The sequence below is a fragment of the Streptomyces sp. col6 genome (assembly GCF_008042035.1).
Taxonomy (GTDB): domain Bacteria; phylum Actinomycetota; class Actinomycetes; order Streptomycetales; family Streptomycetaceae; genus Streptomyces.
Window position 1 is genome coordinate 51,437 of sequence record NZ_RDBL01000012.1, and the last position, 24,713, is coordinate 76,149.

Consider the following 24,713-nt stretch of genomic DNA (forward strand, 5'->3'; position numbering starts at 1 on the left):
GGGCGACCCTGGGCGCGCGGGGATCAGCCCGCCGCCTCCCGGCTGATCTGCTCGAACCGTGCCCCCATCTCCGCGGCCAGCGCCTGCGCGGCCGACAGGGGGCGGACCATCACCATGAGGTCGTCGATCAGGCCCTCCTCGTTCAGGTGGAGGAAGTCGCAGCCGGTGATCTCCCGGTCGCCGACCTTCGCCGTGAAGACGAGCGCGTGGTCGCGCCCGTCCGGGCTCGCCATCTCCCGTACGTAGCGGAAGTCGCCGAACACCTCGGAGACGGCCCGCAGGATCGCGGCAGTGACCGGCTTCCCCGGATAGGGCTTGAACGCCACCGGACTGGTGAAGACGACGTCGTCGGCCAGTGCCGCCTCGGCCGCCGCCATGTCGTGCGCCTCGACCGCCTTGCGGAAAGCGAGCATCCCGGCCTCCATAGTCAATTTGTTGAATAGGTGCCGACGAGATTAATCACACCGGTGCTAGCGTGTCCAGATGTCACTCAAGTACGCGGTCCTGGCGGCCCTGCTCGAAGGCGAGGCGTCCGGATACGACCTGGCGAAGGTCTTCGACGTCTCGGTGGCGAACTTCTGGTCCGCCACACCGCAGCAGCTCTACCGGGAACTGGACCGGCTCGCGGAGGGCGGCCTGATCGAGGCACGCGTGGTCGAGCAACTGCGCCGGCCGAACAAACGGCTCTTCACCCTCACACCGGAAGGCCGCCGCGCGCTCGGCGCGTTCACCGCCGAGGCGCCCCGGCCCACCGCCATCCGGGACGAACTGCTCGTGATGATCCAGGCCGTGGACATCGGCGATCCCGAGGCGGTACGCGCTTCGGTCGAGGAACGTATGGAGTGGGCGCGCGCCAAGCTCGCCCGTTACGAACGGCTGCGCCTGCGCCTCCTGGACGGCCGCGACGAGGCTGCCTTCCTCGCGGAGACCGAACGCGTCGGCCCCTATCTCACCCTGATGCGCGGCCGGTCCTTCGAGGAGGAGAACCTGCGCTGGGGGCTGCGCGTCCTGGAGATCCTTGAACTCCGTTCCAGTGCACGGGCGGTGGGCGGCGGGGACACGGTCTGACGGCATTGTCAGACCCCTCGGCTAGGGTCCCCGGCATGACTGAATTCGTGTTGGTGGCGGGTGCCTGGCTGGACGGATCGGTGTGGGACGACGTGGCGTCGCGCCTGCGTGCGGCCGGGCACGGCGTCCATGCGGTGACCCTGTCCGGAGTCGGTGAGAAGCGGGAGCGGCAGGTCGGCCGGCAGACCCATGTGAACGACATCGTCGACGAGGTGGAGCGGCTCGGCCTGCGCGACATCGTCCTCGTCGGCCACAGCTACTCGGGCATTCCCGTGGGTCAGGCCGCCGCGCGTCTGGGCGACCGGCTGTCCCGGGTCGTCTTCGTGGACGCCTGCGTGCCCGCCGACGGCGAGTCGTTCGTCTCGGCCTGGTGGCAGGGGCCGGACGCGCTCCAGGCACAGCTCGACGGGAACGGCGGCCTCTGGGCCGTACCGGAGGCCGCCGAGTTCGAGGGCCAGGACCTGACCGACGAGCAGATCGCGCGGTTCCGGTCCGGCGCGACGCCGCACCCCGGCGCCGCGCTGGCCGACCCCGCCGTGCTGGACCGCCCCCTGGGCGAGCTGCCGGCGACGTACATCAAGTGCCTCCTCGACGGTCCCGAACCGAGTGAGGACGTGGCCCGTCTGCTGACCGGCGAGCGGTGGGAGCTGGTCACGATGGACACCGGGCACTGGCCGATGATCTCCCGCCCGGACGAACTCGCGGCGATCCTCGACAAGGCGGCCGCCGCCTGACGGCCCAGGGGGGCGCGGCGGCCCGATCGGACGATCAGGGCGCGCGCCCCCGCGCCGTACGGGCTGCAATGGACGGGTGACCGCGCCCCCCGACGACTGCCTCGCGCGCAACGAGTGGGTCTGCGGCGCCTATCTGAGCAGCCGCCGGCACATCCTCTGGGACGCGGCCCTGCAGCATGTGCAGCTGACCGCGGTCGCCGTGCTCATCGGCCTCGTCCTCGCACTGCCGCTCGCCCTCGCCGCCCGCCGCTGGCAGTGGGCGGCCGGACCCGTGCTCGGCGTGACGACGATCCTGTACACCATCCCGTCGCTCGCCATGTTCTCGCTGCTGCTGCCGGTGTACGGGCTCTCCGCCTCGCTCGTCGTCGCCGGACTCGTCCTGTACTCGCTGACCCTGCTCGTGCGCAACATCCTCGCCGGGCTGCGTGCCGTGCCCGAGGAGACCCGGCAGGCCGCCCGGGGCATGGGCTACGGCCCCGTACGGCTGCTCGTGGCCGTGGAGCTCCCGCTCGCCCTGCCCGCCGCCATGGCCGGGCTGCGCATCGCCACCGTCTCCGCGGTCTCCCTGGTCACCATCGGCGCGATCGTCGGCTACGGCGGACTCGGCAACCTCATCTACGCCGGGATGAACACCTACTTCAAGGCCCAGGTGCTCACGGCGTCCGTGCTGTGCGTCGTCATCGCCGTCGCCGCCGACCTGCTCCTCCTGCTGCTGCAACGCCTGCTGACCCCGTGGACCAGGAGCCGGTCGTGAACACCCTGACGGACGCCTGGTCCTGGCTCACGACCTCGGCGCACTGGCACGGCCAGGACGGCATCTGGACCCGGCTCGGCCAGCACCTCTACCTCACCGTCGTCTGCCTCCTGATCAGCTGCCTCATCGCGCTGCCCGTCGCCCTGTTCCTCGGCCACATCGGCAAGGGCGGGGCGCTCGCCGTCAACATCTCCAACGTCGGACGGGCCGTGCCCACCTTCGCCGTCCTGGTCCTGCTCCTGCTCACCCCGGTCGGCCGCTGGGGCGAGGGGCCGACCATCGTGGCGCTCGTCCTGTTCGCCGTGCCCCCGCTGCTCACCAATGCCTACGTCGGCATGCGCGAGGTCGACCAGGACGTCGTCCGGGCCGCCCGGGGCATGGGGATGACGGGCCGGCAGCTGCTCCTGCGCGTCGAAGTACCGCTCGCCCTGCCCCTCATCCTCACCGGTGTGCGCATCGCGGCCGTCCAGCTCGTGGCCACGGCCACCATCGCGGCCCTCGCGGGCGGCGGCGGCCTCGGCCACATCATCACCGCCGGGTTCAACCTCGCCTCCACCGCGCAGGTGGTCGCCGGAGCGGTCCTCGTCGCCGCGTTCGCGCTGATCGTCGAGGGCCTGTTCGAGACGGCACAGCGGCTCGCGCCCAGCCGCCTCGGACTGCGCGTGGGGGACACCGCGTGAGGGCGGGACCCCGCGTACGGGCCGGCCGCCCGCTCGCCGTACTCCTGCTGCTGGCGGCCACCGCCTGCGGTACCGGGCCCAGTCTGGAGAACCAGGGCGAGGTCACCGCCCCGCCGGGCGACAGCAAGCACCTGACCATCGGCTCCGCGGGCTTCACCGAGAGCGACCTGCTCGCCCAGATGTACGCCCTGCTGCTCGGCCGCGCCGGATACTCCACGAAGATCATCTCCGTCACCAACCGGGAGATCTACGAACCCGCGCTGGAGAACGGCCAGATCGACGTCGTCCCGGAGTACGCGGCGACCTTCGCCGACTGGCTGAACGCCAAGGAGCACGGCGCCGACGCGACCCCCGTCGGCTCACCCGACCTCGCCGCCACGATGAAGGCCCTGCGCACCCTCGCCGCACCCCGCGGCCTCACCGTCCTGGACCCCGGAAAGGCCGTCGACCAGAACGCGTTCGCCGTCACCGCCGCCTACGCCCGCGAACACCACCTGAAGACCCTCAGCGACCTCGGCCGCTCCGGACTGCCCGTACGGCTCGCGGCCGGCGACGAGTGCGTGCAGCGCCCGTACTGCGCACCCGGCCTGAAGAAGACGTACGGCATCGACATCACCGCGGTGGACCCCAAGGGTGTGGGCACCACCCAGGCCAAGCAGGCCGTGCAGAGCGGCCGGGACCAGATGGTGCTGACCACCACCACCGACGCGACCCTGGACGACTTCGGGCTCGTCCTGCTCGCCGACGACGAGCACCTCCAGAACGCCGACTACCTCGTCCCCGTCGTCAACCGCTCCCGGGCCGGCGGCGAGGGCGTGCGCAAGGCGCTGGGCAAGCTGAACACCGTCCTCACCACGGCGGACCTGGCCCGGCTGAACGAACAGGTCGACAGCTGGCGACGGCTCCCCGAGGACGTGGCCCGCGCCTACCTCCGCTCCGAACACCTCGTCCCCGAAGCGAAGGGCTGAGACCGCGAAGCCCGTCCCGGTGCGGACCGATGAGTCCGCGCCGCGGCCCCAGTCAGTATGTCGACACCACCGGAGAAGGCGGAGCGATGAGCACCTTGCGCGAAGTTCTCGAGAAGCAGGTCCGCGACGGATCGGTCCCCGGCGCCGTGGGCCTGGTGGCGCGCGGCCGGCACGTGGACGTGGCGGCAGCGGGCAGCGCGGGCACGGACGACAGCACCCCGATGGCCCGCGACTCGCTCTTCAGGATCGCCTCGGTCACCAAACCGGTCACGGCCGCCGCGGTCATGATGCTGGTCGAGGACGGCCGGATCGCGCTGGACGACCCGGTCGCCCCCTGGCTGCCCGAGCTGGCGGCACCCGTCGTCGTGCGCACCCCGGAGAGCCCGGTGGACGACGTGGTCCCGGCGTCCCGCGCCATCACCCTCCTCGATCTCATGACGTCGCGCGCCGGGTACGGATTCCCGTCCGACTTCTCGCTGCCCGCCGTCGCGCTCCTGTCCGGTGAGCTGAAACAGGGCTCACCGCTGCAGAGCGGCGTCCTTCCCCCGGACGCCTGGATGGAGGCGCTCTCGCGCATCCCGCTGCTCTCCCAGCCGGGCCGGGAGTGGCTGTACAACACCTGCTCCGACATCCTGGGCGTGCTCATCGCCCGGGTCGCCGGGCAGCCGCTGCCGGAGTTCTTCGCCGAAAGGATCTTCGCCCCGCTCGGCATGAGCGACACCGGCTTCGCGGTCCCGGCGGAGAAGCTCGGCCGCTTCACCGCGCTGTACAGGCCCACGGCGGACGGCGGCCTGGAGCTGATCGACACCCCGGCCGGGCAGTGGAGCGGTATGCCGGACTTCCCGTCCGGAGCCGGCGGCCTGGTCTCCACCGTGGACGACCTGTACGCCTTCGCCCGCATGCTGCTCGACGAGGGCACGGCGGGCGGCAAGCGCCTCCTGACGTCCGCGTCGGTGCGGCAGATGACGACGGACCACCTGACCCCCGCGCAGCGCGAGGCCAGCGGACTGTTCACCGAGGGACAGGGCTGGGGTTTCGGAGGCTCGGTGGACATCGACAGGACCGCCCCGTGGAACGTGCCGGGGCGCTACGGCTGGGTCGGCGGCACCGGCACCACGGCGCACATCGTCCCGGCCACCGGCACGGCCGCGATCATGCTCAGCCAGGTGGAGCTGACCGGCCCCACCCCGCCGCGGCCGATGCGCGACTTCTGGCAGTACGCCGCGGACGCCTGACCGGCGGCCGGAGCCGGCCGTTCCCCTCAGGCGTCCGCCACCGAGTCGAACCGCACCTCGTCGCGCCCCACGCCCTGCGCGTCCGCGTCCACCGAACGCCGCAGCGCCTCATGGAGCTTCGCCGGCGTCAGCACCCCGAGGAAACGCGCCCCGTCCAGCACCGCGATCCACCCCGCGTCGTGCTGGAGCATCTCGCTGAACGCCCGCTTCAACGGCGCGCCGACCGGCACCCACGCGTCCATCCGGCGGGCCAGCTCACCCACGGTGCCCTGGTCCCCGGCGATCCGGAGCGCGTCCGCCGACACCCAGCCGTGCAGCTCGCCCTCCTCGTTCAGCACGACCGCCCACCGCGCACCGGCCGCGGCCAGCCGCGCCGCCGCCACCCCGGCCGGTTCGTCCAGCCGTGCCTGCGGTGGCTGCTCCAGATCGTCCGGCTCGATCGCGGTGACCGACAGCCGCTTGAGCCCCCGGTCGGCGCCGACGAACTGCGCCACGTACGGCGTCGCGGGTGAGCCGAGCACCGCGCCCGGTGTGTCGAACTGCTCGATGCGCCCCTGGCCGTACACCGCGATCCGGTCACCCATCCGCACCGCCTCCTCGATGTCATGGGTGACCATCAGAACCGTCTTCCTCACCCTCGACTGGAGCTTCAGGAACTCGTTCTGCAGCCGCTCCCGCACCACCGGGTCCACCGCGCCGAACGGCTCGTCCATCAGGAGCACCGGCGGGTCGGCCGCCAGCGCCCGCGCCACGCCGACGCGCTGACGCTGACCGCCGGAGAGCTGCGCGGGGTAGCGGGAGCCGTACGTCGACGGGTCCAGGCCCACCAGGTCGAGCAGCTCGGCCGCCCGCTCCCGGGCCCTGGACCGCTTCCAGCCGACCAGGGACGGCACGGTCGCCGTGTTGTCGAGGACGGTCCGGTGCGGGAAGAGCCCCACCTGCTGGATGACGTAGCCGATGCCGCGCCGAAGCTTCACCGGGTCGGTCCTCATGATGTCCCGGCCGTCGACCAGGATGCGGCCCGAGGTCGGTTCGATCAGCCGGTTCACCATCATCATCGTGGTGGTCTTGCCGCAGCCCGATGGGCCCACCAGGGTAACCAGTTCCCCCTCGCCGACCTCGAAGGACAGCTCGTCGACCGCGGTCGTGCCGTCCGGATAGACCTTGCCGACCTGCTCGAACCGGATCATGCACTGCACGGTAGGAGCAGGACGCCCCGGGCGCACACGGGCCGCGACCGTCCGGGGCACACCGGTGTGCTGAACTGTCCGGGAACCGTCCGATCCAGGAGCACCCTTGAACAGCTACCGGCAGCCCGGCCTCGTCCTCACCGACCACCGCTTCACCGTCCCGCTCGACCACGCCGACCCCGGCGGTGAGCAGATCGAGATCTTCGGCCGGGAGATCGTGTCCGCGTCCAAGGCCGGCCAGGAGCTGCCCTGGCTGCTCTACCTGGAGGGCGGCCCCGGATTCGGTGCCCGGCGCTTCACCGGCCCGGAGGCATGGCTCGGCCGGGCGGTGCGCGAGTTCCGGGTGCTCCTGCTCGACCAGCGCGGCACCGGCCTGTCCACCCCGGCCAACCGCCAGACCCTGCCGCTGCGCGGCGGGCCGCGCGAGCAGGCCGGCTACCTCGCGCACTTCCGTGCGGACAGCATCGTGCGCGACTGCGAGTTCATCCGCCCGCAGCTGACCGGCGGAGCTCCCTGGACGGTCCTCGGCCAGTCCTTCGGCGGCTTCTGTGCCGTGCGCTACCTCTCGGCCGCGCCCGAGGGCCTGAGCACCGTCCTGATCACCGGCGGGCTGCCCTCCCTGGACGCCCACGCGGACGACGTCTACCGGGCCGCGTACCCCAGGATCGAGCGCAAGGTCGCCGCGCACTACGCCCGCTACCCGCAGGACGTGGAACGTGTCCGGGAGATCACCGCTCACCTCGCGGAGCACCGTCCCGAGAGTGCCGGGCACCGGCTGACACCCGAGAGTTTCCAGTCCCTCGGCATCCTGCTCGGCGGCGGCAGCGGCAGCCACCAGCTGCACTACCTCCTGGAGAACGCCTTCGTCCGCACCCCGCACGGCACCGAGCTCTCCGACACCTTCCAGGAGGCCGTGCGCACCGCGACCTCCTTCGCCGGTCACCCCCTGTACGCCCTCCTGCACGAGGCCATCTACGGCCAGGGCAGGCGCGCCACCTCCTGGGCGGCCGAGCGGGTCCGCGCGGAGTTCCCGCAGTTCGACGCCGCGACGGCGCTGGCGGGCGAGGGCCCGGTCCTGTTCACGGGCGAGACGATCCACCCCTGGCACTTCGAGGTGGACCCCGCCCTGCGCCCGCTGCGCGAGACGGCCGCGCTCCTCGCGGACCGCACCGACTGGGAGCCGCTGTACGACCCCGAGCGCCTGGCCGCCAACGAGGTGCCGGTGGCCGCCGCCGTCTACCACGACGACATGTACGTGGACACCGCCCACGCCCTGCGCACCGCGTCCGCGATCCGCGGCCTGCGCACCTGGGTGACCGACGAGTTCGAGCACGACGGGCTGCGCGCCGGGGGACCGCGCGTCCTGGACCGGCTGCTCGCGCTGGTCCGCGACGAGGTGTGACACAGCGCCCGGGGCCGGCTGCGGATCAGCGGCCGGCCCCGCGCGTCGTGCCGTCCCAGGCGTGCTGTCGCTCAGGCCTGGAGCGTTTCCAGCGTCGCGTCCAGGTCCGCCGCCGAGTGCGGCGTACGGTTGTGCGGGAGCTTCGACAGGACGGCCGCCATGCCGCAGGTGTTGGTGACGGCGGAGAAGACGAGACCGGCGCCCACACCGGCCGACACCCAGCGCGCCGCGGGGAACCGGACGCCCGCGAGCACCCCGGCCGCGACGAGCGACCCCGCCGCCAGTCGGACCTGGCGCTCCATGGGCCAGACGGCCCGCGCACCCTCCGGGCGCTCCAGGCTGTGGCCCGCGCTCTCCCAGGCCGAGGTGCCGCCGCTCAGCGTCGCCGCGTCGATGTCGGCCGCCGAGAGGATGTCGCAGGCGCGCGTCGAGCGGACGCCCGAGGCGCAGACCATGAGCAGCGCGCCGCGTGCCGACGCGGACTTCAGGGCGGGCAGCGCGTCGTCGAGGCGGTCGAGCGGTATGTTCAGCGCCCCCGGCACATGTCCTGCGGCGTACTCGCCGGGTCCCCGCACGTCGATCACGGTGAACTCCGCGAGCCGGGCGGCGGCCTGGGCGGGGGAGAGGATTACGGGGCTGGTCACGAGGTGTGGTCCTTTCGTTCACCGGTACGGGGCGGGTCTCGGCTCTCCTGCCCCGGACGGCCCAGGATACCCCCCTGGGTATGAAGGCCCGTCGTGTCACGGGTCTCCCCACCGCCTTGCCCGTTAGCCTGCGAACATGACCGAGCAGCTGAAGCCCATGCCCGAGGACTGGCGGCGCGCGCTCGCCGTCGTCGCCCACCCCGACGATCTGGAGTACGGCTGCGCGGCAGCGGTGGCCGGGTGGACCGACGGCGGACGCGACGTCACGTATCTGCTCGCCACCCGGGGCGAGGCCGGCATCGACACGCTGGAACCGGAGGCGTGCGGGCCGCTGCGCGAGCGGGAACAGCGCGCGAGCGCGGAGGCCGTCGGCGTCTCCCGCGTCGAGTTCCTGGACCATCGTGACGGGGTGATCGAGTACGGCATCCCGCTGCGCCGCGACATCGCGGCGGCCATCCGCCGGCACCGGCCCGAGCTGGTGATCACGCTCAACCACCGGGACACCTGGGGCGGGGTCGCCTGGAACACGCCCGACCATCGCGCGGTCGGCCGCGCCACCCTCGACGCGGCGGCCGACGCGGGCAACCGCTGGATCTTCCCGGAGCTGAAGGAGCAGGGCCTCGAACCGTGGGACGGGGTGCGCTGGGTGGCTGTGGCGGGCTCGTCCACGCCCACGCACGCGGTGGACGCGACCGCCGGACTCGAACGGTCCGTGCGGTCCCTCCTGGCCCACCGCACGTACATCGAAGTCCTCACGGACGAGGACCCCGAGACGTACTGCCGCTCCTTCCTCACCGGCAACGCGGAGGCGGCCGCGGACCGCTTCGGCGGGCGTCCGGCCGTTCCGTTCGAACTCTTCGCCCGATAGCCGTGCGGGGGTGGTGGCCGCCCCTGAGTGATGCATAACTGCGGTTTCTGGCGACATAACCGCAGGTCCGCGCATTGATGTTGTCCAGACCATTGACATGCAAGCGCCAGGATGTTGAATTCAGTCTCGTTGTGTTGCGCGACTCTGGTGACTTGAGTGACCAATGGAGGATCTGTGACGCCTCGCCCGCCCCGCATCACCGCACTCACCGCCGCGGCGACCTTGCTCGCCGGCGGCATGCTCGCCGCCGGACCGTCCGCCGAGGCGGCAGGTGCCCCGCCCGCACCTGCCAAGGCCCAGGACACCCCCGCCATCACCCCGACCCCGCAGTCGGTCGAGAACCGCCCGGACCGGGTGACCATCACCCCCACCGTCACCCTCGTCGCCGGAGAGACCGCCGACGGACCCACGCTCGACGTGGTGGAGACGGCCCTGCGCAAGGCCGGCGCCCGCCACGTCGTCCGCGCGGACCGGCCCGCACCCGGCAGACTCACCGTGTACGCCGGTGACAGTGCCGCCCTGGACGCCCAGAAGCTCGAAGGGCCCGCCGCACTGCCCGCCGAGGGCTACGTCCTCGGGATCGGCGCCGGCCGCATCGTCCTCGCCGGCAAGGACACCACCGGCACCTACTACGCGGCCCAGACCCTCCGTCAGGCCCTGCCGCACCGTGGGCAGCCCGGCGGCAAGGTCGCCGGACTCGCCGTGCGCGACTGGCCCGGCACCGCGCTGCGCGGGGTCATCGAGGGGTTCTACGGCACCCCGTGGTCGCACGAGGCCCGCCTCGACCAGCTCGACTACTACGGCGAGCACAAGATGAACATCTACGTGTACTCGCCCAAGGACGACGACTACCTCCGCGCCAAATGGCGCGACCCGTACCCCGCCGACCGGCTGGCGCAGATCAAGGACCTGGCCGACCGGGCGGCACTGCGGCACGTCGAGTTCACGTACGCGCTCTCGCCCGGCCTGTCGGTGTGCTACAGCTCCGACGCGGACGTGAAGGCGCTCATCGAGAAGTTCCGGACGATGTGGGACATCGGCGTGCGCACGTTCGCGGTCCCCCTCGACGACATCAGCTACACCGACTGGAACTGCGACGCCGACAAGGCGAAGTGGGGGACCGGCGGCGGTGCGGCGGGCGCCGCCCAGGCCCATCTGCTCAACCGGGTCAACCAGGAGTTCATCGCCACCCACCCCGGCGCCCAGCCGCTCCAGATGGTGCCCACCGAGTACTACAACGTCAGCTCGTCGGCGTACAAGACGGCCCTGTCCGAACAGCTCGACCCGAATGTGCTCGTCGAGTGGACCGGCGTCGGTGTCGTCGCCCCCACCATGACGGTCGCTCAGGCGGACGCCGCGCGGAAGGTGTTCGGCCACCCGATCCTGACCTGGGACAACTACCCGGTCAACGACTACGCCACCGACCGCCTCCTCCTCGGCCCGTTCAACGGCCGCGAGAAGGGCCTCCCCGGTCGCCTCGCCGGGATCACCGCCAATCCGATGATCCAGTCGTACGCTTCCAAGCTCTCCCTCTACACCGTCGCGGATTACGCCTGGAACGACGCCGCCTACGACCCGCGCGCCTCCTGGGGCAAGGGCATCGAGGAGTACGCGGGCGGCGACGCCCGGACCGCGAAGGCGCTGCGGGCCTTCGCCGACGTCAACTACAGCTCCGCGCTCAACACCGACAAGGCGCCCGAGCTGTCCGCCGCGTTCACCCGGTACTGGGAGTCCGGGGACGCGAGGCGGCTCGACTCCGTCCTGGCCTCGCTGGGCGCGGCCCCCGCCCGGCTGCGCGCGGCACTCCCCGACCGGGGCTTCATCGAGGACTCGGGCCCCTGGCTGGACGCCACCGCATCCTGGGCGACCGCGACGCGTACCGCGCTGCGCATGGTCGAGGCGGCCCGCGCGGGGAAGGGCGCCCAGGCATGGAAGCTCCGGCAGCAGCTGCCCGCGCAGGTCGAGCGCGCCGCCTCGTTCACGTACACCGGGCTCGACGGCCGCAAGGTGCCGGTCCTGGTCGGGGACGGGCAGCTGGACGGGTTCGTCGATGCGGCCACCGCCGAGTACGACCGGCTGCTCGGTGTGAGCGGCAGGCCCACGGCCTCCACGAGCCTGGGCACGTACCAGAGCAACACCGTCGCCCGGGTGCTCGACGGCGACGACTCGACCTACTTCTGGAGCGACGGCGCGCCCGCCGCCGGGGATCAGCTGACCGTCGACCTCGGCGAGTCCCGGGCCATCGGTGACGTCACCCTCGCCATGGCCAAGCCGGGCAGCACCGACGACTACCTCCACGAGGGCGTCCTGGAGTACTCGGCCGACGGCAGCAGCTGGCAGAAGCTCGCGGACTTCTCCGGCAGGCCCGATGTCACGGCGACCCCGCCCGCCGGTACGAAGGCCCGCTATGTGCGTGCCCGCGCGACCGCCGGGCAGAACAGCTGGGTCGTCGTCCGCGAGTTCCAGGTCACGACCACGGACGGCGCGGTCACCGGGAACCCGCCCGCCGCCACCGGCTCCTCGCTGCGTGCCGCCGCCGACGGCGATCCGGGCACCGTGTACCGGGCAGCGCGTGCGGCCGGGAACGGCGAGTCGCTGGAGGTGGACCTCATCGCCGAGCGCCCGGTCGGTTCGGTGACCGTACTGCGGCCCGAGGGCTCCGAGGGCACCGCCGACGTCCAGCTGCGCACGGCGGACGGGACCTGGCGCACCGTCGGCAGGCTGCGCGGCGCCTACACCGCCATCGACACGGCCGGGCGGACCGCCGACGCGGTGCGCCTCGCCTGGCGGGCCGGGGAGGCTGCGCCGCAGGTCGCCGAGGTGGTGGTCGGCAGGTAGCCCCGCCGTATATCCGTGCGCCCGGCGCCCCCGCGACCTCCGCGTGCGGGGCCGGGCGCACGGGCGTCTGCCGGGCCGGCCGAAACCATCGCCCCGGGGTTGTTCCCACAGAGGCAAGCGACCGCTTAGTATGCGCCGGAGCAGTGGTAATGCCGACAGTGTTGTGGAGGCCCCTCATGCAGGCATGGCGAGTGCACCGGAACGGCGAGCCGAGCGAGGTGATGCGGCTGGAGGAGACGGACCGGCCGGTGCCCGGCGACGGGCAGGTGGTCGTCGAAGTGCTCGCGGCGAACATCAACTTCCCCGACGCGCTGCTCTGCCGGGGCCAGTACCAGGTGCGGCCCCCGCTGCCGTTCACCCCCGGCGTCGAGATCTGCGGGCGCACCGAGGACGGGCGCCGGGTGCTCGCGACCCCCGCCCTGCCGCACGGCGGCTTCGCCCAGTACGTCGTCGCCGACGAGGCCGCCCTGCTGCCGGCCCCGGAAGCCCTCGACGACGCGGAGGCCGCCGCGCTGCACATCGGCTACCAGACCGGCTGGTTCGGACTCCACCGCCGCGCGCACCTGAAGGCGGGCGAGACCCTGCTCGTGCACGCCGCCGCCGGCGGGGTCGGCAGCGCCGCCGTCCAGCTCGGCAAGGCCGCCGGTGCCACCGTCATCGGCGTCGTCGGCGGACCCGAAAAGGCGAAGACCGCCGCCGCGCTCGGATGCGACCTGGTCATCGACCGGCGCACCGAGGACATCGTGGCCGCGGTCAAGGAGTTCACCGGGGGCCGCGGTGCCGACGTCGTCTACGACCCGGTCGGCGGCGACGCGTACGCCAAGTCCGTGAAGTGCATCGCCTTCGAGGGGCGGATCGTGGTCGTCGGCTTCGCCTCGGGCACGATTCCCGCGCCCGCCCTCAACCACGCCCTCGTGAAGAACTACTCCGTCCTCGGACTCCACTGGGGCCTGTACAACACCAAGGACCCGCAGGCGGTACGGGACTGCCACCAGGAGCTGACCCGGCTCTCCGCAGAGGGCGTCATCAAGCCGCTCATCAGCGAGCGGGTCGCGATGGACGGGGCGGCGGCCGCCGCCCAGCGCGTCGCCGACGGCACCAGCACCGGCCGCATCGTCGTCCTCCCGTCAGGAGCCGCCCGATGACCGCACCCGACGCGGCCGGCCTGCGCCGCCGCACCCGTGAACTGCTCGCCGCTCACCCGCCGGCGAGCACCGGCCGCACCGAATTCCTCAAGGCCCGCTTCGACGCCGGACTCGCCTGGGTGCACTACCCGGTGGGGCTCGGCGGCCTGGACGCCCCGCGCTCGCTCCAGCCCGTCGTCGACGCCGAACTCGCCGCCGCCGACGCCCCGGACAACGACCCCCGCCGCATCGGCATCGGCCTCGGCATGGCCGCTCCGACCATCCTCGGCTTCGGCACCGACGAACAGAAACAGCGGTTCCTGAGGCCCCTGTGGGTGGGGGAGGAGGTCTGGTGCCAGCTGTTCAGCGAACCCGGTGCCGGCTCCGACCTCGCCGCCCTCGGTACGCGCGCGGTGCGCGACGGCGAGGACTGGGTGGTCGACGGGCAGAAGGTGTGGACCTCCAGCGCCCACCTCGCGCGCTGGGCGATCCTCATCGCCCGTACCGACCCCGACGTGCCCAAGCACCGGGGCATCAGCTACTTCATCTGCGACATGACCGACCCCGGCGTCGAGGTCCGGCCGCTGCGCCAGATCACCGGTGAGGCCGAGTTCAACGAGGTCTTCCTCACCGGCGTGCGCATCCCCGACAGCCGCAGGCTCGGGCCCGTCGGCGAGGGCTGGAAGGTCGCGCAGACCACCCTCATGAACGAACGCGTCTCCATCGGCGGCTCCCGCATCCCCCGTGAGGGCGGCATGATCGGCCCGGTCGCCCGGACCTGGCGCGAACGCCCCGAACTGCGCACCCACGACCTGCACCAGCGCCTGCTGACCCTCTGGGTCGAGGCGGAGGTCGCCCGCCTCACCGGTGAGCGGCTGCGCCAGCAGCTCGTCGCCGGACAGCCCGGCCCCGAGGGCTCCGGCATGAAGCTCGCCTTCGCCCGGCTCAACCAGGAGATCAGCGGCCTCGAAGTCGAACTCCTCGGCGACGAGGGCCTGCTCTACAGCGACTGGACGATGCGGCGCCCCGAACTCGTCGACTTCACCGGCCGCGACGCCGGCTACCGCTACCTCCGCTCCAAGGGCAACTCCATCGAGGGTGGCACCAGCGAGGTACTGCTCAACATCGTCGCCGAACGCGTCCTCGGTCTGCCCTCCGAGCCGCGCAACGACAAGGACGTCGCCTGGAAGGACCTCTCCCGATGACCGCACAGACCGAAGCGGGCGGGGCGCCCGATCTCCTGTACTCCGAGGCCGAGGAGGACCTGCGCGCCGCCGTCCGCTCCCTGCTGTCCGACCGGGCCGACGCGCCGTCGGTGATCGCCCGCACCGAGTCCGACACGCCGTACGACCCGCAGCTGTGGAAGGCGCTCGCCACCGGCATCGGCGCCACCGGGCTCCTGGTGCCCGAGGAACTGGGCGGCCAGGGCGCCACGCACCGCGAGGCCGCCGTCGTCCTGGAGGAGCTGGGCCGCAGTGTGGCGCCCGCGCCGTACCTGACCAGCTCCGTCGTCGCCACCGAGACGCTGCTGGCGCTGGGCGCACCGGACGGGCCGGCCGGCGAACTCCTCGCCGGGCTTGCCGAGGGGCGCAAGGTCGCGGTGCTCGCCGTCCCGTTCTCCGCCGCGCCGGCCGGTGCACCGGCCGGCGCCGGCGCCCTGGACGCGGTGCTCGGCCCGGTCGCCGACGCGGCGGCCGCCGACGTCCTCCTGGTGCCCGCCGCCGACGGGCTCCATGCCGTCGCCACCGACGCGCCCGGGGTCGGCATCGAACCGCTCGTCGCACTCGACCTCACCCGCCCGCTCGCCACCGTCACGCTGGACGGCGCGTCAGGAACCCGTCTCGCGGACGCCGGGACGTCGAGGCGCGCGGTGGAGCGAGGGCTGCTCGCCGGCGCCGGTCTGCTCGCGTCCGAGCAGCTGGGACTCGCCGAGTGGTGCCTCACCGAGACGGTGCGACACACCCGCGAGCGCCACCAGTTCAACCGGCCGATCGGCTCCTTCCAGGCACTGAAGCACCGCATGGCGCAGCTCTGGCTGGAGGTCGTCTCGGCCAGGGCCGCCGCGCGAAACGCCGCCGACGCCCTGGCCACCGGCAGCCCCGACACGCCGTTGGCCGTGGCCGTCGCGCAGGCGTACTGCTCCAAGGTCGCGGTCCACGCCGCCGAGGAGTGCGTGCAGTTGCACGGCGGGATCGGGATGACGTGGGAGCACCCCGCCCACCTCTACCTGAAGCGGGCCAAGGCCGACGCCACCGCGTACGGCACGGCGGGACGGCACCGCGAAACCGTCGCAGCGCTGATGGAGTTGCCGGCCCCCTGAGGTTTCGGCGCAGGGGGTGGGGCAACGAACAGGCACCCCCACCCCCTGCCACGTGAGCGCCGCACACGTTCCCCGCTTCACGGGGTTCGACTCAAGGCCTACCCGTTTGGCGCACACGCCGATGCGCCGGACGGCCGCCGGGCTACGCCACACTGACGCCGAATGCCGCACATCGGGCGCGGCGGAGGAGGGTGGCCATGGCTATTTCGATCTCAGTGGTGCTGCTTCTGCTGATTCTCGCGGTGATCTTCCTCCGCAACGGAGGACTGAAGATCTCCCACGCGCTGGTGTGCGGACTGCTCGGATTCTTCCTGGCCGGCACGAGCATGGCCCCCACCATCCAGGACGGCATCATGGCCACCGCCGACGTGGTGAGCAGCATCAGGCCCTGACCGCCCGCGCGCAGGCCTGTTCGGTGACCGGGCCCGTACGGGAAGGGGCCCGTGTCACTCGGCGGCGGCTTCGCCCGCGGCGTGTTCGGGGCCGGGCAGCGATTGGGGAACCGTGGCCGCGGAGCCCTGCCGTACCGCCTCCACGGCGGCCGCGTGCAGCGCACGGCTCGCTTCCTCCGACGGACAGGGCACGGGGCTGCCCGCCATGGTGAACCAGTCGGCCGCGTCGGTGTACTGCACGGTGACCTGCGCCGTGCCCTCGGCCCAAGTGGTGTGGACGGTCAGGTCACCGGACAGCGGCCCGACCTCTTCGGTGAGCACGCCGCCGTGCCCCGAATACACTCCGCGTGTTGTCCAGGACGCCCAAGTCATGCTTTCAGGCTCGCACCAAAGCGGCCGGATCGCGAGCCGCGTGAGCAGGGAATTCGGACTGTCGTCGCATCTTCGCCCGCCGTACACACATTCCCCGGATTCCCCGTCCCGCCGCGCGGGCCGGGGCGGGATCGCGGTCGATCGGGTGACACTGCCCGGTCGGTCCACATGCCGGAGCCGCGCGCCGGTTAAGCATGCGGGCATGACACATGATTCCCGCTCCAAGAACACCGGATTCCTCCGTGCCCACCGCCTGCGCGCGGCGGGAGTCGCCTGCGTCGCGATCAGCGCGGCCCTGCTGACCGGCTGCGGCCAGGACAGCGGCAGCACCTCCACGGCCACGAAGACCTCGGAGGCCGCCCGCGCCGTGCCCGAGGCGACGAAGAGTCCGTCCCCCACCGGGAGCGAGAGCGCCTCGCCCGGCCAGATGACCGAGGACCAGAAGGAACGCAAGGAGCTGATCTCCGCCACCAAGGTCACCTACGACACGGCCATCACCACGGCCGAGGGTGCGGTGAAGAACAGCAAGGTCATCGAGCTCGAACTCAAGAGCGCCGAGGACGCGGCCGACGACGAGAGCGCGAGCCCCAGCCCCTCGCCGACGGGCAGCCCTTCCCCCACCGGCAGCCCCTCGCCGACCGGCAGCCCCACGCCCGGCTCCGCGCCGCAGTGGGTCGCGACCGTCGCCACCAAGACCGGCACGAAGAGCAAGGTGCACATCGACGCCGTCTCCGGCAAGGTCATCAGCTCCGCCGAGGAGTCCGGCCAGGACACCGCCGGCAAGGCCAAGACGGCCAAGCGGCTGACGGATGCCAAGCAGACGCCGCAGCAGGCCGCGAAGGCCGCTTTGGCGAAGCAGAAGGGCACGGTGACCTCCCTCGACCTGGACGACAACGACAAGGACGTCCTCGTCTGGAAGACCGATGTCGTCACCAAGGACTGGAAGAAGACGACCTTCGACATCGACGCGTCCAACGGCTCGGTCACCCATCAGGAGACCGACAGCGACTGAGCGGCCCCGCTCCCGGCGACCCCCGGTCCGTACGGACCGGGGGTCGCCCGCGTCAGGCGGACCGCACGGACTCCTGCCGCCCCTCCGGCGCGTCCGGTGCGGAGAACTGCGTCCGGTACAGCTCCTCGTACCGCCCGCCCACCGCCAGCAGTTCGGTGTGCGTGCCCCGCTCCACCACCCGGCCCTCCTCGACGACCAGGATCAGATCGGCGGCCCGCACCGTCGACAGCCGGTGCGCGATCACCACGGCGGTGCGCCCCTCCAGCGCCTCGGCCAGGGCCTCCTGCACGACAGCCTCCGAGGTGGAGTCGAGGTGCGCGGTCGCCTCGTCCAGGATGACCACGCGCTGCCGGGCGAGGAGCAGCCGGGCGATGGTCAGCCGCTGGCGTTCACCGCCGGAGAGGCGGTAGCCGCGCTCGCCCACGACCGTGTCGAGCCCGTCGGGCAGCGAGGCCACCAGGCCGTCGAGACGGGAGCGCCGCAGCGCGTCCCAGATCTCGTCCTCGGATGCGCCCGGCCTGGCCAGCAGGAGGTTGGCGCGCACCGATTCGTGGAAGAGGTGGCCGTCCTGGGTGACCATGCCGAGCGTGTCACGGATCGACTCGGCGGTCAGATCGCGTACGTCGATGCCGTTCAGCCGGACCGCTCCCTCGTCGGTGTCGTAGAGCCGGGGCAGCAGTTGGGCGATCGTCGACTTGCCGGCGCCCGACGATCCGACCAGGGCGACCATCCGGCCGGGCTCGGCCCGGAAGGAGACGCCGTGCAGCACGCGCGTACCGCCCCGGGAGTCCAGCGTCGCGACCTCCTCCAGCGAGGCCAGGGAGACCTTGTCGGCGGACGGGTAGCCGAAGGAGACCCCGTCGAACTCCACGGACACCGGACCCTCCGGCACCGTGCGGGCGTCCGGCTTCTCCGCGATCAGCGGATTCAGGTCCAGGATCTCGAAGACCCGCTCGAAGCTCACCAGCGCGCTCATCACCTCGACCCGGGCGCCGGCCAGGGCCGTGAGCGGGGCGTAGAGCCGGGTGAGCAGCAGAGCCAGCGTCACCACCGCGCCCGGCTCCAGGCTGCCGCGCAACGCGTAGAAGCCACCCAGCCCGTAGACGAGAGCCAAGGCCAGCGCGGAGACCAGGGTCAGCGCCGTGATGAACGTGGACTGCGCCATCGCCGTACGGATGCCGATGTCCCGTACCCGCCCGGCCCGCGCCGCGAACTCGGCGGACTCGTCGGCTGGCCGGCCGAAGAGCTTGACCAGGGTGGCGCCGGGCGCCGAGAACCGCTCCGTCATCTGTGTGCTCATCGCCGCGTTGTGCGCGGCCGCCTCGCGCTGCATGCGGGCCATGCGCGAGCCCATCCGGCGGGCCGGCACCACGAACACCGGGAGCAGCGCCAGGGCGAGCAGGGTGATCCGCCAGGAGATGGTCAGCATCACCGCGAGTGTCAGCAACAGCGTCACCACGTTGGAGACCACCCCGGACAGGGTGTTGCTGAACGCCCGCTGCGCACCGATGACGTCGTTGTTGAGCCGGCTCACCAGCGCCCCGGTGCGGGTCCGGGTGAAGAAGGCGACCGGCATCCGCTGCACGTGGTCGAACACCGCGGTGCGCAGGTCCAGGATCAGGCCCTCGCCGAGCGTCGCCGACAGCAGCCGGATCAGCAGCCCGAGACCGGCCTCCGCCACGGCGATCACCGCGATCAGCAGGGCGAGACGGACGACGGTGCCGCTCTCCTTCCCCTGCACGATCGTGTCGACCACCCGGCCCGCCAGCATCGGTGTCGCCACGGCCAGCATCGCCGTGACCACGCTGAGGAGCAGGAACCTGTAGAGCTGCCGGCGGCGCGGCCGGGCGAAGGAGGCGATCCGGCGCAAGGTGGCCCGGGAGAACGGTCTGCGGTCCGCCTGTGCGTGGATCGCGCTCTGCAGCGACGACCAGGCGGTGACTTCCATGCTCATGCGGTGCCTCCCGGGCAGGACGGATCGGTACGGCCCCCGACGGCCGGTACGGGATCGGGGCGCGGAACAGAACGCTAGAAGCTCAAGCGAACTTGAGGTCAAACTCCGGGCCCCGTGCGGGCCCGGAGTCGGACCTGCGTAGAATCGGCCCCTGTTTCCGGCCGGACGACGGCAGACACGACCGATTGAGGCAGTTCGACGTGAGTTTCACAGACAGTTCCGAAGCACCGATCTACGCCGGTCTCGTGGAGGAGCACGGCGATGTGATGGCCGAGGTGCGCCGGGTGGCTGAAGAGACCATGCGCGAGGCCGACCTGGCCGTGGACTTCAGCGATATCCGCAGGTCGGCGGCTTACCGGTAATCCCCGAGGTCCTCTGCCGGGGCCTGCGCCCGACCGCCCGCCGAGCCTCCGGTGACCCCGGACCGGCCCGCGCGGACGGCCCGCCCCCTCCCTCGTCCGGCACACCCGGGCGGCTTTTCGGTGACGTCTCGCACTGCGGACCCGGCTCTCCCGTCGGAGCATGGAACGAACAGTCGCCGACGACTTCGGGACGAAGGGAAGCCGGATGGGTGGTGAACGGCATGAGCCACCGACCGACGCGTTCGAGGCCGAGCTGGACCAGATCGAAGCGCTGAACCGGATGCAGGCGCCCGGCCACGACCCCGCGGTGCCCCCGGGACCGGAGAACGGGACCCGGTCCGCCGGCACACCGGAAGAGTCCCGGCGCCGGGACTCCCTGCTGCTCTCGGCCGGACACGCGGTGGCCGCCGCCGACACCCTCGACGAGGCCCTGCGGCTCGTCGCCGGCCTGTACGCCCCGGACTTCCCGCTGGACGGCCAGTGCGTCTTCGGCGTCGCCGACGGCAACCTCACGGCGCTCGGCCAGTACGGATTCCGGCCCGGCGGCGCGGGCCGCGGATTCAGGATGCCCATGAACACCGGCTACCCGGCCGCGGAGGTGGCCCGGACCGGGCGCGCCGTCTACCTCGGCTCCACGGACGAGTACCAGCGCCGCTTCCCGGCCACCTGGCACATGTCCGCCCGCAAGGGACGCGAGTCATGGGCCTTCCTGCCGTTGGTGACCGCCGGCCGGGTCGTCGGGGTCTGGCTGGCCGCCTTCCGCACGGGGATGGACTTCACGGCCAGCGAGCGCGCCCTGCTCACCGTGACCGGACGCATGATCGTCCAGGTGCTCGAACGGGCCCGCGCCAGTCGCGCCGAGCTGGAACTGTCCCGGGGCCTGCGCCGCAGCATGCACACCGCGGGCGCCGCCCCGACCGGCCTGACCGTCGCCACCCGCTACGTGCCCACCGGCGGCGGCCTCATGGTCGGCGGGGACTGGTACGACAGCATCGACCTCCCGAACGGGCGGATGGCCGTCGTCATCGGCGACGTCCAGGGGCACGACGTGCACGCCGCGGGGCTCATGGCCCAGCTGCGCACCGCCGTGCACGCGTACGCCGCCGAGGGGCACGGCCCGGACGCCGTGCTGGCACGGGCCTCCCGCTTCCTGACCACCCTCGACGAGGACCGTTTCGCGACCTGCCTCTACATCGAGGCCGACCCGTCCACCGGCGACCTGCACATCGCGCGCGCGGGACACCCGCACCCCGTCCTGCGGATGCCGGACGGCACCTGCATGCTCAAGCACGTCAGCGGCGGGCTGCCGCTCGGACTGATGCCCGGCGAGGAGGACTATCCCGTCGACACCGTGCGCCTGCACGAGGGCGAGATCCTCATGCTCTGCACCGACGGCTTCATCGAGAACGGCGGCCACGACATGTACACCGGCTGGGTGCGGGTGCGCGACGCGTTCTCGCCCGGCCCCACCGATGACCTGGAGGGCATCGCCGACCGGCTCATGGCGGCCGTCCTCAGCCCCGGTCCGGACGCCCGCGAGGACGCCGTCGCACGCGACGGCGACGACATCGCCCTGCTGCTCCTGCGCCGCGACGCCATTCACGCCCGCGCCGAGGTCAGCCAGCGCCGGCTGATGCTGACCGTGGGCCAGGACCAGGGCGAGGGCCTGGCCGAGGCCCGCGCCGAACTTAAGGCGCTGCTGCACGACTGGGCGCGCCCGGACCAGGTCGACACGGCGGTGCTCCTGGCCACCGAACTCCTCGGCAACGTCCTCGTGCACACCGACCAGGACGGCGCCCTGAACGCCACGGTCTCCGGTGAGACCGGCACCCGCCGGCTGCTCGTCGAGGTCATGGACCGGGGCGACGAACTGCCCCATCAGCGGACCCCGGGCGAACTCGCCTCCTCGGGCCGCGGACTGCTCCTGCTGGACATCCTCGCCGACCAGTGGGGCGTACGGCCCGAGCCCGAGGGGAAGACCGCCTGGTTCGCGCTCAACGAGGCGGCCCCGGCCGACGGCGTGGACGCGCCGAGCATCTGAGAGCGGGGGCGACCGGCCCGGAGGGTCAGGCGCTGTCGCCCGGCCGCTGCGCCAGGACCGCGCCCAGGAGCAGCCCGGTGCCGATGGCGGTCACCAGGGTGATCAGCTCCGTGAGGTCGCGGAAGCCCTCGATCGCGTACCCGCCCGCCAAGGCCGCGGGATTGCGCGTGTCCGCGCGCGGGGCCACCCGAACGGGTGGCTGATACGGCGTTTACGGGTGGACATCGCGCTGAAGAGCCTGTGCCGCAACCGTTGACAGCTCTCCCGGGAACTGGCTTCATGAGCAACGCCTTTGGGAGCGCTCCCATGCTTCCGGGGGTCACGCACGCACCCCCGCACACACCCGGCATCCCCACCGACGTGACGAAGGGAAAGTCCGTTGCGCTCGCTCATCCTCACCGCCCTGCGAAGGCGGTCCCGAAGGCCAGGTCCCGTAGCAGCCGTCGCGTTGGCACTCGCCGTCGGCGCCGGCCTGCTGGTCCCGCTGTCCCTGCCGGCCGGAGCCGCGGCCGCCCCCGCGTTCGATTACGGCGAGGCGCTGCAGAAGTCCGTCCTCTTCTACGAGGCCCAGCAGTCCGGGAAGCTGCCCGACACCAACCGCGTCTCCTGGCGCGGTGACTCCGCACTGGACGACGGCAAGGACGCCGGCCTGGACCTGACGGGCGGCTGGTACGACGCCGGGGACCATGTGAAGTTCGGCCTCCCCATGGCCTACTCGGCGACGATGCTCGCCTGGGGCGGTACAGAGCAGAGGGCGGCTTACGAGGCGTCGGGCCAGCTTCCCTACCTGCGGAACAACCTGCGCTTCGTGGACGACTACCTCCTGAAGGCCCACCCCTCGCCCGATGTGCTGTACGGCCAGGTCGGCAACGGCGGCGACGACCACAAGTGGTGGGGCCCCGCCGAGGTGATGCCGATGAAGCGCCCGGCGTACAAGATCGATACCTCCTGCCCCGGAAGCGACCTGGCGGGCCAGACGGCCGCGGCCCTGGCCTCCTCCTCGATGGTGTTCTCCGACAGCGACCCGGCGTACGCGGCGAAGCTCATCACCCACGCGAAGCAGCTGTACACCTTCGCCGACACCTACCGGGGCAAGTACAGCGACTGCATCACCGACGCGCAGAGCTACTACAACTCCTGGAGCGGGTACAACGACGAGCTCGTCTGGGGTGCCATCTGGCTGTACAAGGCGACGGGCGACACCTCGTACCTCGCCAAGGCCGAGTCGTACTACGACAATCTCTCCACCGAGCCGCAGACCACCACCCGCTCCTACCGCTGGACGCTCTCCTGGGACGACACCTCCTACGGGGCCTACGTGCTGCTCGCCCAGCTGACGGGCAAGCAGAAGTACATCGACGACGCGAACCGCTGGCTGGACTGGTGGACGGTCGGCGTCAACGGGCAGCGGGTGCCGTACTCACCCGGCGGCCAGGCTGTGCTGGACAGCTGGGGCTCCCTCAGGTACGCCGCGAACACCGCCTTCGCCGCGCTGAGTTATTCCGACTGGCTGACCGGTGACGCCATCCGCAAGGCTCGCTACCACGACTTCGCGGTCCGTCAGATCGACTACGCGCTCGGCGACAACCCGCGCGGGTCCAGCTATGTCGTCGGCTTCGGCGAGAACCCGCCGACCAAGCCGCACCACCGCACGGCCCACGGCTCGTGGACCGACCAGATGACCAACCCGGTGGAGACACGGCACACGCTGTACGGGGCGCTGGTGGGCGGTCCGAGCGCACCCGACGACACGTACACCGACGACCGCGGCAACTACGTCAACAACGAGGTCGCGACCGACTACAACGCCGCCTTCACCGGGGCGCTGGCCCGGCTCTACGCCGAGTACGGGGGGAGCCCGCTCGCCGGCTTCCCGCAGCCGGAGGAGCCGGACGGGCCGGAGATGTCCGTCCAGGCGTCGGTGAACGCGGCCGGGGCGAACTTCACCGAGATCAAGGCGTACCTGATCAACCGTTCCGCGTGGCCCGCCCGCGCCCTCACCGACGCCTCGATGCGCTACTACTTCACGCTGGAGCCGGGCGTCGCACCCGGCGACATCGGTTTCACCACCAACTACAACCAGTGCGGCGAGGTGACGGGCCCGACGCATCTGACGGGTGACGTCTACTACGCGACGGTGGACTGCTCCGGTACGGACATCGCGCCGGCCGGCCAGTCCGCGTACCGCAAGGAGGTGCAGTTCCGGATCAGCTCGGCCGGTGCCTGGGACCCGTCGAACGACTGGTCCTACCCGTCTACGGCGACGACCCCGGGCGGCACGCCGGTCGACGCCCCGCACATGGTCCTCCTGGAGGGCTCGGCGCCGCAGTGGGGGAGCGCACCGGACGGCACGGACTCCGACCCGGCGACCACTCCCGCCCCGACGACGACCCCCGAGCCGTCCCCGACGCCCGACCCGACGGACACGCCCGCTCCCGAACCGGGGGCCTGTGACGTCACCTACCGGGTCAGCCAGGCGTGGGGCAGCGGTTTCACCGCCGACGTGACGGTGAAGAACACGGGGCCGACCCCGCTCGACGGCTGGCAGCTGGCCTTCGACTTCCAGGGCGCCGAGAGCGTCAGCAACGCCTGGAACGCGACCGCCACGCAGAGCGGCACCCGGGTCACCGTCAAGAACGCCGGCCACAACGGCTCCGTCCCGGCGGGCGGCAGTGCCTCGTTCGGCTTCCAGGCGAACGGCGCGCCGGGCGCGGCCCCACACTCCTTCACGCTCAACGGGAAGGACTGCGGCTGA

23 protein-coding genes are annotated in these 24,713 nt (G+C 72.2%); 17 read left to right on the forward strand and 6 right to left on the reverse strand.

Annotated features, from left to right (window positions below):
• Positions 1-23 precede the first annotated feature (23 nt).
• The gene (locus EAO73_RS15995; protein ID WP_147972225.1) at positions 24-413 is read right to left on the reverse strand and encodes a nuclear transport factor 2 family protein; all 390 of its coding nucleotides are present in this window, start codon (positions 411-413) and stop codon (positions 24-26) included.
• Between the two features lie 70 nt (positions 414-483).
• Here EAO73_RS15995 and EAO73_RS16000 point away from each other — a divergent pair, with 70 nt between their 5' ends.
• The 6 genes from EAO73_RS16000 to EAO73_RS16025 all read left to right on the forward strand — a co-directional run bounded on the left by EAO73_RS16000 (position 484) and on the right by EAO73_RS16025 (position 5,439).
• Positions 484-1,068 (forward strand): PadR family transcriptional regulator, encoded by a 585-nt coding sequence (locus EAO73_RS16000; RefSeq protein WP_147972226.1) that lies wholly within the window; start codon positions 484-486, stop codon positions 1,066-1,068.
• A gap of 35 nt (positions 1,069-1,103) precedes the next feature.
• Positions 1,104-1,802: an alpha/beta fold hydrolase gene (locus EAO73_RS16005; RefSeq protein ID WP_191134098.1), complete on the forward strand. Its 699-nt coding sequence runs from the start codon at positions 1,104-1,106 to the stop codon at positions 1,800-1,802.
• Between the two features lie 76 nt (positions 1,803-1,878).
• Positions 1,879-2,556: an ABC transporter permease gene (locus tag EAO73_RS16010; protein ID WP_147972227.1), complete on the forward strand. Its 678-nt coding sequence runs from the start codon at positions 1,879-1,881 to the stop codon at positions 2,554-2,556.
• Positions 2,553-3,236, forward strand: coding sequence for an ABC transporter permease (locus EAO73_RS16015; protein ID WP_147972228.1), 684 nt, complete (start codon positions 2,553-2,555; stop codon positions 3,234-3,236). The genes EAO73_RS16010 and EAO73_RS16015 overlap by 4 nt, the downstream gene beginning before the upstream one ends.
• A complete protein-coding gene (locus EAO73_RS16020; protein WP_147972229.1) occupies positions 3,233-4,204 on the forward strand; it encodes an ABC transporter substrate-binding protein in 972 nt (323 codons plus the stop codon). The genes EAO73_RS16015 and EAO73_RS16020 overlap by 4 nt, the downstream gene beginning before the upstream one ends.
• An 86-nt stretch (positions 4,205-4,290) precedes the next feature.
• Positions 4,291-5,439: a serine hydrolase domain-containing protein gene (locus EAO73_RS16025; RefSeq protein ID WP_147972230.1), complete on the forward strand. Its 1,149-nt coding sequence runs from the start codon at positions 4,291-4,293 to the stop codon at positions 5,437-5,439.
• A 26-nt stretch (positions 5,440-5,465) separates the two neighbouring features.
• On the opposite strand, the gene EAO73_RS16030 is transcribed toward EAO73_RS16025, so the two are convergent.
• Positions 5,466-6,629: an ABC transporter ATP-binding protein gene (locus EAO73_RS16030; RefSeq protein ID WP_147972231.1), complete on the reverse strand. Its 1,164-nt coding sequence runs from the start codon at positions 6,627-6,629 to the stop codon at positions 5,466-5,468.
• Between the two features lie 106 nt (positions 6,630-6,735).
• On the opposite strand from EAO73_RS16030, the gene EAO73_RS16035 reads away from it, so the two are divergent.
• On the forward strand, positions 6,736-8,031 hold the full coding sequence (locus EAO73_RS16035; RefSeq protein ID WP_147972232.1) for an alpha/beta fold hydrolase: 1,296 nt from the start codon (positions 6,736-6,738) through the stop codon (positions 8,029-8,031).
• A gap of 71 nt (positions 8,032-8,102) precedes the next feature.
• On the opposite strand, the gene EAO73_RS16040 is transcribed toward EAO73_RS16035, so the two are convergent.
• Positions 8,103-8,675 carry a rhodanese-like domain-containing protein gene (locus tag EAO73_RS16040; RefSeq protein WP_147972233.1) on the reverse strand — a complete coding sequence of 191 codons (573 nt, stop codon included), beginning with the start codon at positions 8,673-8,675 and terminating at the stop codon, positions 8,103-8,105.
• 136 nt (positions 8,676-8,811) lie between these two features.
• Here EAO73_RS16040 and EAO73_RS16045 point away from each other — a divergent pair, with 136 nt between their 5' ends.
• From EAO73_RS16045 to EAO73_RS16070, 6 genes are all read left to right on the forward strand, one after another.
• Positions 8,812-9,543: a PIG-L deacetylase family protein gene (locus EAO73_RS16045; protein ID WP_147972234.1), complete on the forward strand. Its 732-nt coding sequence runs from the start codon at positions 8,812-8,814 to the stop codon at positions 9,541-9,543.
• A 174-nt stretch (positions 9,544-9,717) separates the two neighbouring features.
• Positions 9,718-12,381, forward strand: a complete 2,664-nt coding sequence (locus tag EAO73_RS16050; RefSeq protein ID WP_147972235.1) for a beta-N-acetylglucosaminidase domain-containing protein — start codon at positions 9,718-9,720, stop codon at positions 12,379-12,381.
• Between the two features lie 176 nt (positions 12,382-12,557).
• The gene (locus EAO73_RS16055) at positions 12,558-13,526 is read left to right on the forward strand and encodes an NADPH:quinone oxidoreductase family protein (protein ID WP_147972236.1); all 969 of its coding nucleotides are present in this window, start codon (positions 12,558-12,560) and stop codon (positions 13,524-13,526) included.
• Positions 13,523-14,710, forward strand: coding sequence for an acyl-CoA dehydrogenase family protein (locus tag EAO73_RS16060; RefSeq protein ID WP_147972237.1), 1,188 nt, complete (start codon positions 13,523-13,525; stop codon positions 14,708-14,710). The genes EAO73_RS16055 and EAO73_RS16060 overlap by 4 nt, the downstream gene beginning before the upstream one ends.
• Complete coding sequence (locus tag EAO73_RS16065; protein WP_147972238.1) at positions 14,707-15,825, forward strand: acyl-CoA dehydrogenase family protein; 1,119 nt, start codon at positions 14,707-14,709, stop codon at positions 15,823-15,825. Before EAO73_RS16060 ends, EAO73_RS16065 begins: the two co-directional genes overlap by 4 nt.
• 197 nt (positions 15,826-16,022) lie before the next feature.
• Positions 16,023-16,217 (forward strand): hypothetical protein, encoded by a 195-nt coding sequence (locus EAO73_RS16070; RefSeq protein WP_093703508.1) that lies wholly within the window; start codon positions 16,023-16,025, stop codon positions 16,215-16,217.
• Between the two features lie 54 nt (positions 16,218-16,271).
• On the opposite strand, the gene EAO73_RS16075 is transcribed toward EAO73_RS16070, so the two are convergent.
• Positions 16,272-16,589: a hypothetical protein gene (locus EAO73_RS16075; RefSeq protein ID WP_147972239.1), complete on the reverse strand. Its 318-nt coding sequence runs from the start codon at positions 16,587-16,589 to the stop codon at positions 16,272-16,274.
• Between the two features lie 202 nt (positions 16,590-16,791).
• Here EAO73_RS16075 and EAO73_RS16080 point away from each other — a divergent pair, with 202 nt between their 5' ends.
• On the forward strand, positions 16,792-17,601 hold the full coding sequence (locus EAO73_RS16080) for a PepSY domain-containing protein (protein ID WP_147972240.1): 810 nt from the start codon (positions 16,792-16,794) through the stop codon (positions 17,599-17,601).
• A 52-nt stretch (positions 17,602-17,653) separates the two neighbouring features.
• Here the strand turns inward: EAO73_RS16080 and EAO73_RS16085 are convergent, their stop codons facing one another.
• A complete protein-coding gene (locus EAO73_RS16085) occupies positions 17,654-19,555 on the reverse strand; it encodes an ABC transporter ATP-binding protein (RefSeq protein ID WP_147972241.1) in 1,902 nt (633 codons plus the stop codon).
• A gap of 200 nt (positions 19,556-19,755) precedes the next feature.
• Between EAO73_RS16085 and EAO73_RS35995 the strand changes: the two genes are divergently transcribed.
• Together EAO73_RS35995 and EAO73_RS16090 are read left to right on the forward strand one after the other, a co-directional pair.
• Positions 19,756-19,917, forward strand: a complete 162-nt coding sequence (locus tag EAO73_RS35995) for a hypothetical protein (RefSeq protein WP_191134108.1) — start codon at positions 19,756-19,758, stop codon at positions 19,915-19,917.
• 205 nt (positions 19,918-20,122) lie between these two features.
• Complete coding sequence (locus tag EAO73_RS16090) at positions 20,123-21,958, forward strand: SpoIIE family protein phosphatase (protein WP_147972343.1); 1,836 nt, start codon at positions 20,123-20,125, stop codon at positions 21,956-21,958.
• 25 nt (positions 21,959-21,983) lie between these two features.
• Here EAO73_RS16090 and EAO73_RS37110 read toward each other — a convergent pair whose 3' ends face one another.
• Positions 21,984-22,109, reverse strand: coding sequence for a hypothetical protein (locus tag EAO73_RS37110; RefSeq protein ID WP_263576305.1), 126 nt, complete (start codon positions 22,107-22,109; stop codon positions 21,984-21,986).
• A 297-nt stretch (positions 22,110-22,406) separates the two neighbouring features.
• On the opposite strand from EAO73_RS37110, the gene EAO73_RS16100 reads away from it, so the two are divergent.
• Positions 22,407-24,713 (forward strand): glycoside hydrolase family 9 protein, encoded by a 2,307-nt coding sequence (locus EAO73_RS16100; protein ID WP_224756337.1) that lies wholly within the window; start codon positions 22,407-22,409, stop codon positions 24,711-24,713.

What these genes read in the sequence shown, in the direction of transcription:
- EAO73_RS16055 (WP_147972236.1), top strand. Translation starts at nt 12,558, where the DNA reads ATGCAGGCATGGCGAGTGCACCGGAACGGCGAGCCGAGCGAGGTGATG.
- EAO73_RS16005 (WP_191134098.1), top strand. Translation starts at nt 1,104, where the DNA reads ATGACTGAATTCGTGTTGGTGGCGGGTGCCTGGCTGGACGGATCGGTG.
- EAO73_RS16030 (WP_147972231.1), bottom strand. Translation starts at nt 6,629, where the DNA reads ATGATCCGGTTCGAGCAGGTCGGCAAGGTCTATCCGGACGGCACGACC.
- EAO73_RS16045 (WP_147972234.1), top strand. Translation starts at nt 8,812, where the DNA reads ATGACCGAGCAGCTGAAGCCCATGCCCGAGGACTGGCGGCGCGCGCTC.
- EAO73_RS16070 (WP_093703508.1), top strand. Translation starts at nt 16,023, where the DNA reads ATGGCTATTTCGATCTCAGTGGTGCTGCTTCTGCTGATTCTCGCGGTG.
- EAO73_RS15995 (WP_147972225.1), bottom strand. Translation starts at nt 413, where the DNA reads ATGCTCGCTTTCCGCAAGGCGGTCGAGGCGCACGACATGGCGGCGGCC.
- EAO73_RS16080 (WP_147972240.1), top strand. Translation starts at nt 16,792, where the DNA reads ATGACACATGATTCCCGCTCCAAGAACACCGGATTCCTCCGTGCCCAC.
- EAO73_RS16075 (WP_147972239.1), bottom strand. Translation starts at nt 16,589, where the DNA reads ATGACTTGGGCGTCCTGGACAACACGCGGAGTGTATTCGGGGCACGGC.
- EAO73_RS16000 (WP_147972226.1), top strand. Translation starts at nt 484, where the DNA reads ATGTCACTCAAGTACGCGGTCCTGGCGGCCCTGCTCGAAGGCGAGGCG.
- EAO73_RS16065 (WP_147972238.1), top strand. Translation starts at nt 14,707, where the DNA reads ATGACCGCACAGACCGAAGCGGGCGGGGCGCCCGATCTCCTGTACTCC.
- EAO73_RS16090 (WP_147972343.1), top strand. Translation starts at nt 20,123, where the DNA reads ATGGGTGGTGAACGGCATGAGCCACCGACCGACGCGTTCGAGGCCGAG.
- EAO73_RS16025 (WP_147972230.1), top strand. Translation starts at nt 4,291, where the DNA reads ATGAGCACCTTGCGCGAAGTTCTCGAGAAGCAGGTCCGCGACGGATCG.
- EAO73_RS16085 (WP_147972241.1), bottom strand. Translation starts at nt 19,555, where the DNA reads ATGAGCATGGAAGTCACCGCCTGGTCGTCGCTGCAGAGCGCGATCCAC.
- EAO73_RS16060 (WP_147972237.1), top strand. Translation starts at nt 13,523, where the DNA reads ATGACCGCACCCGACGCGGCCGGCCTGCGCCGCCGCACCCGTGAACTG.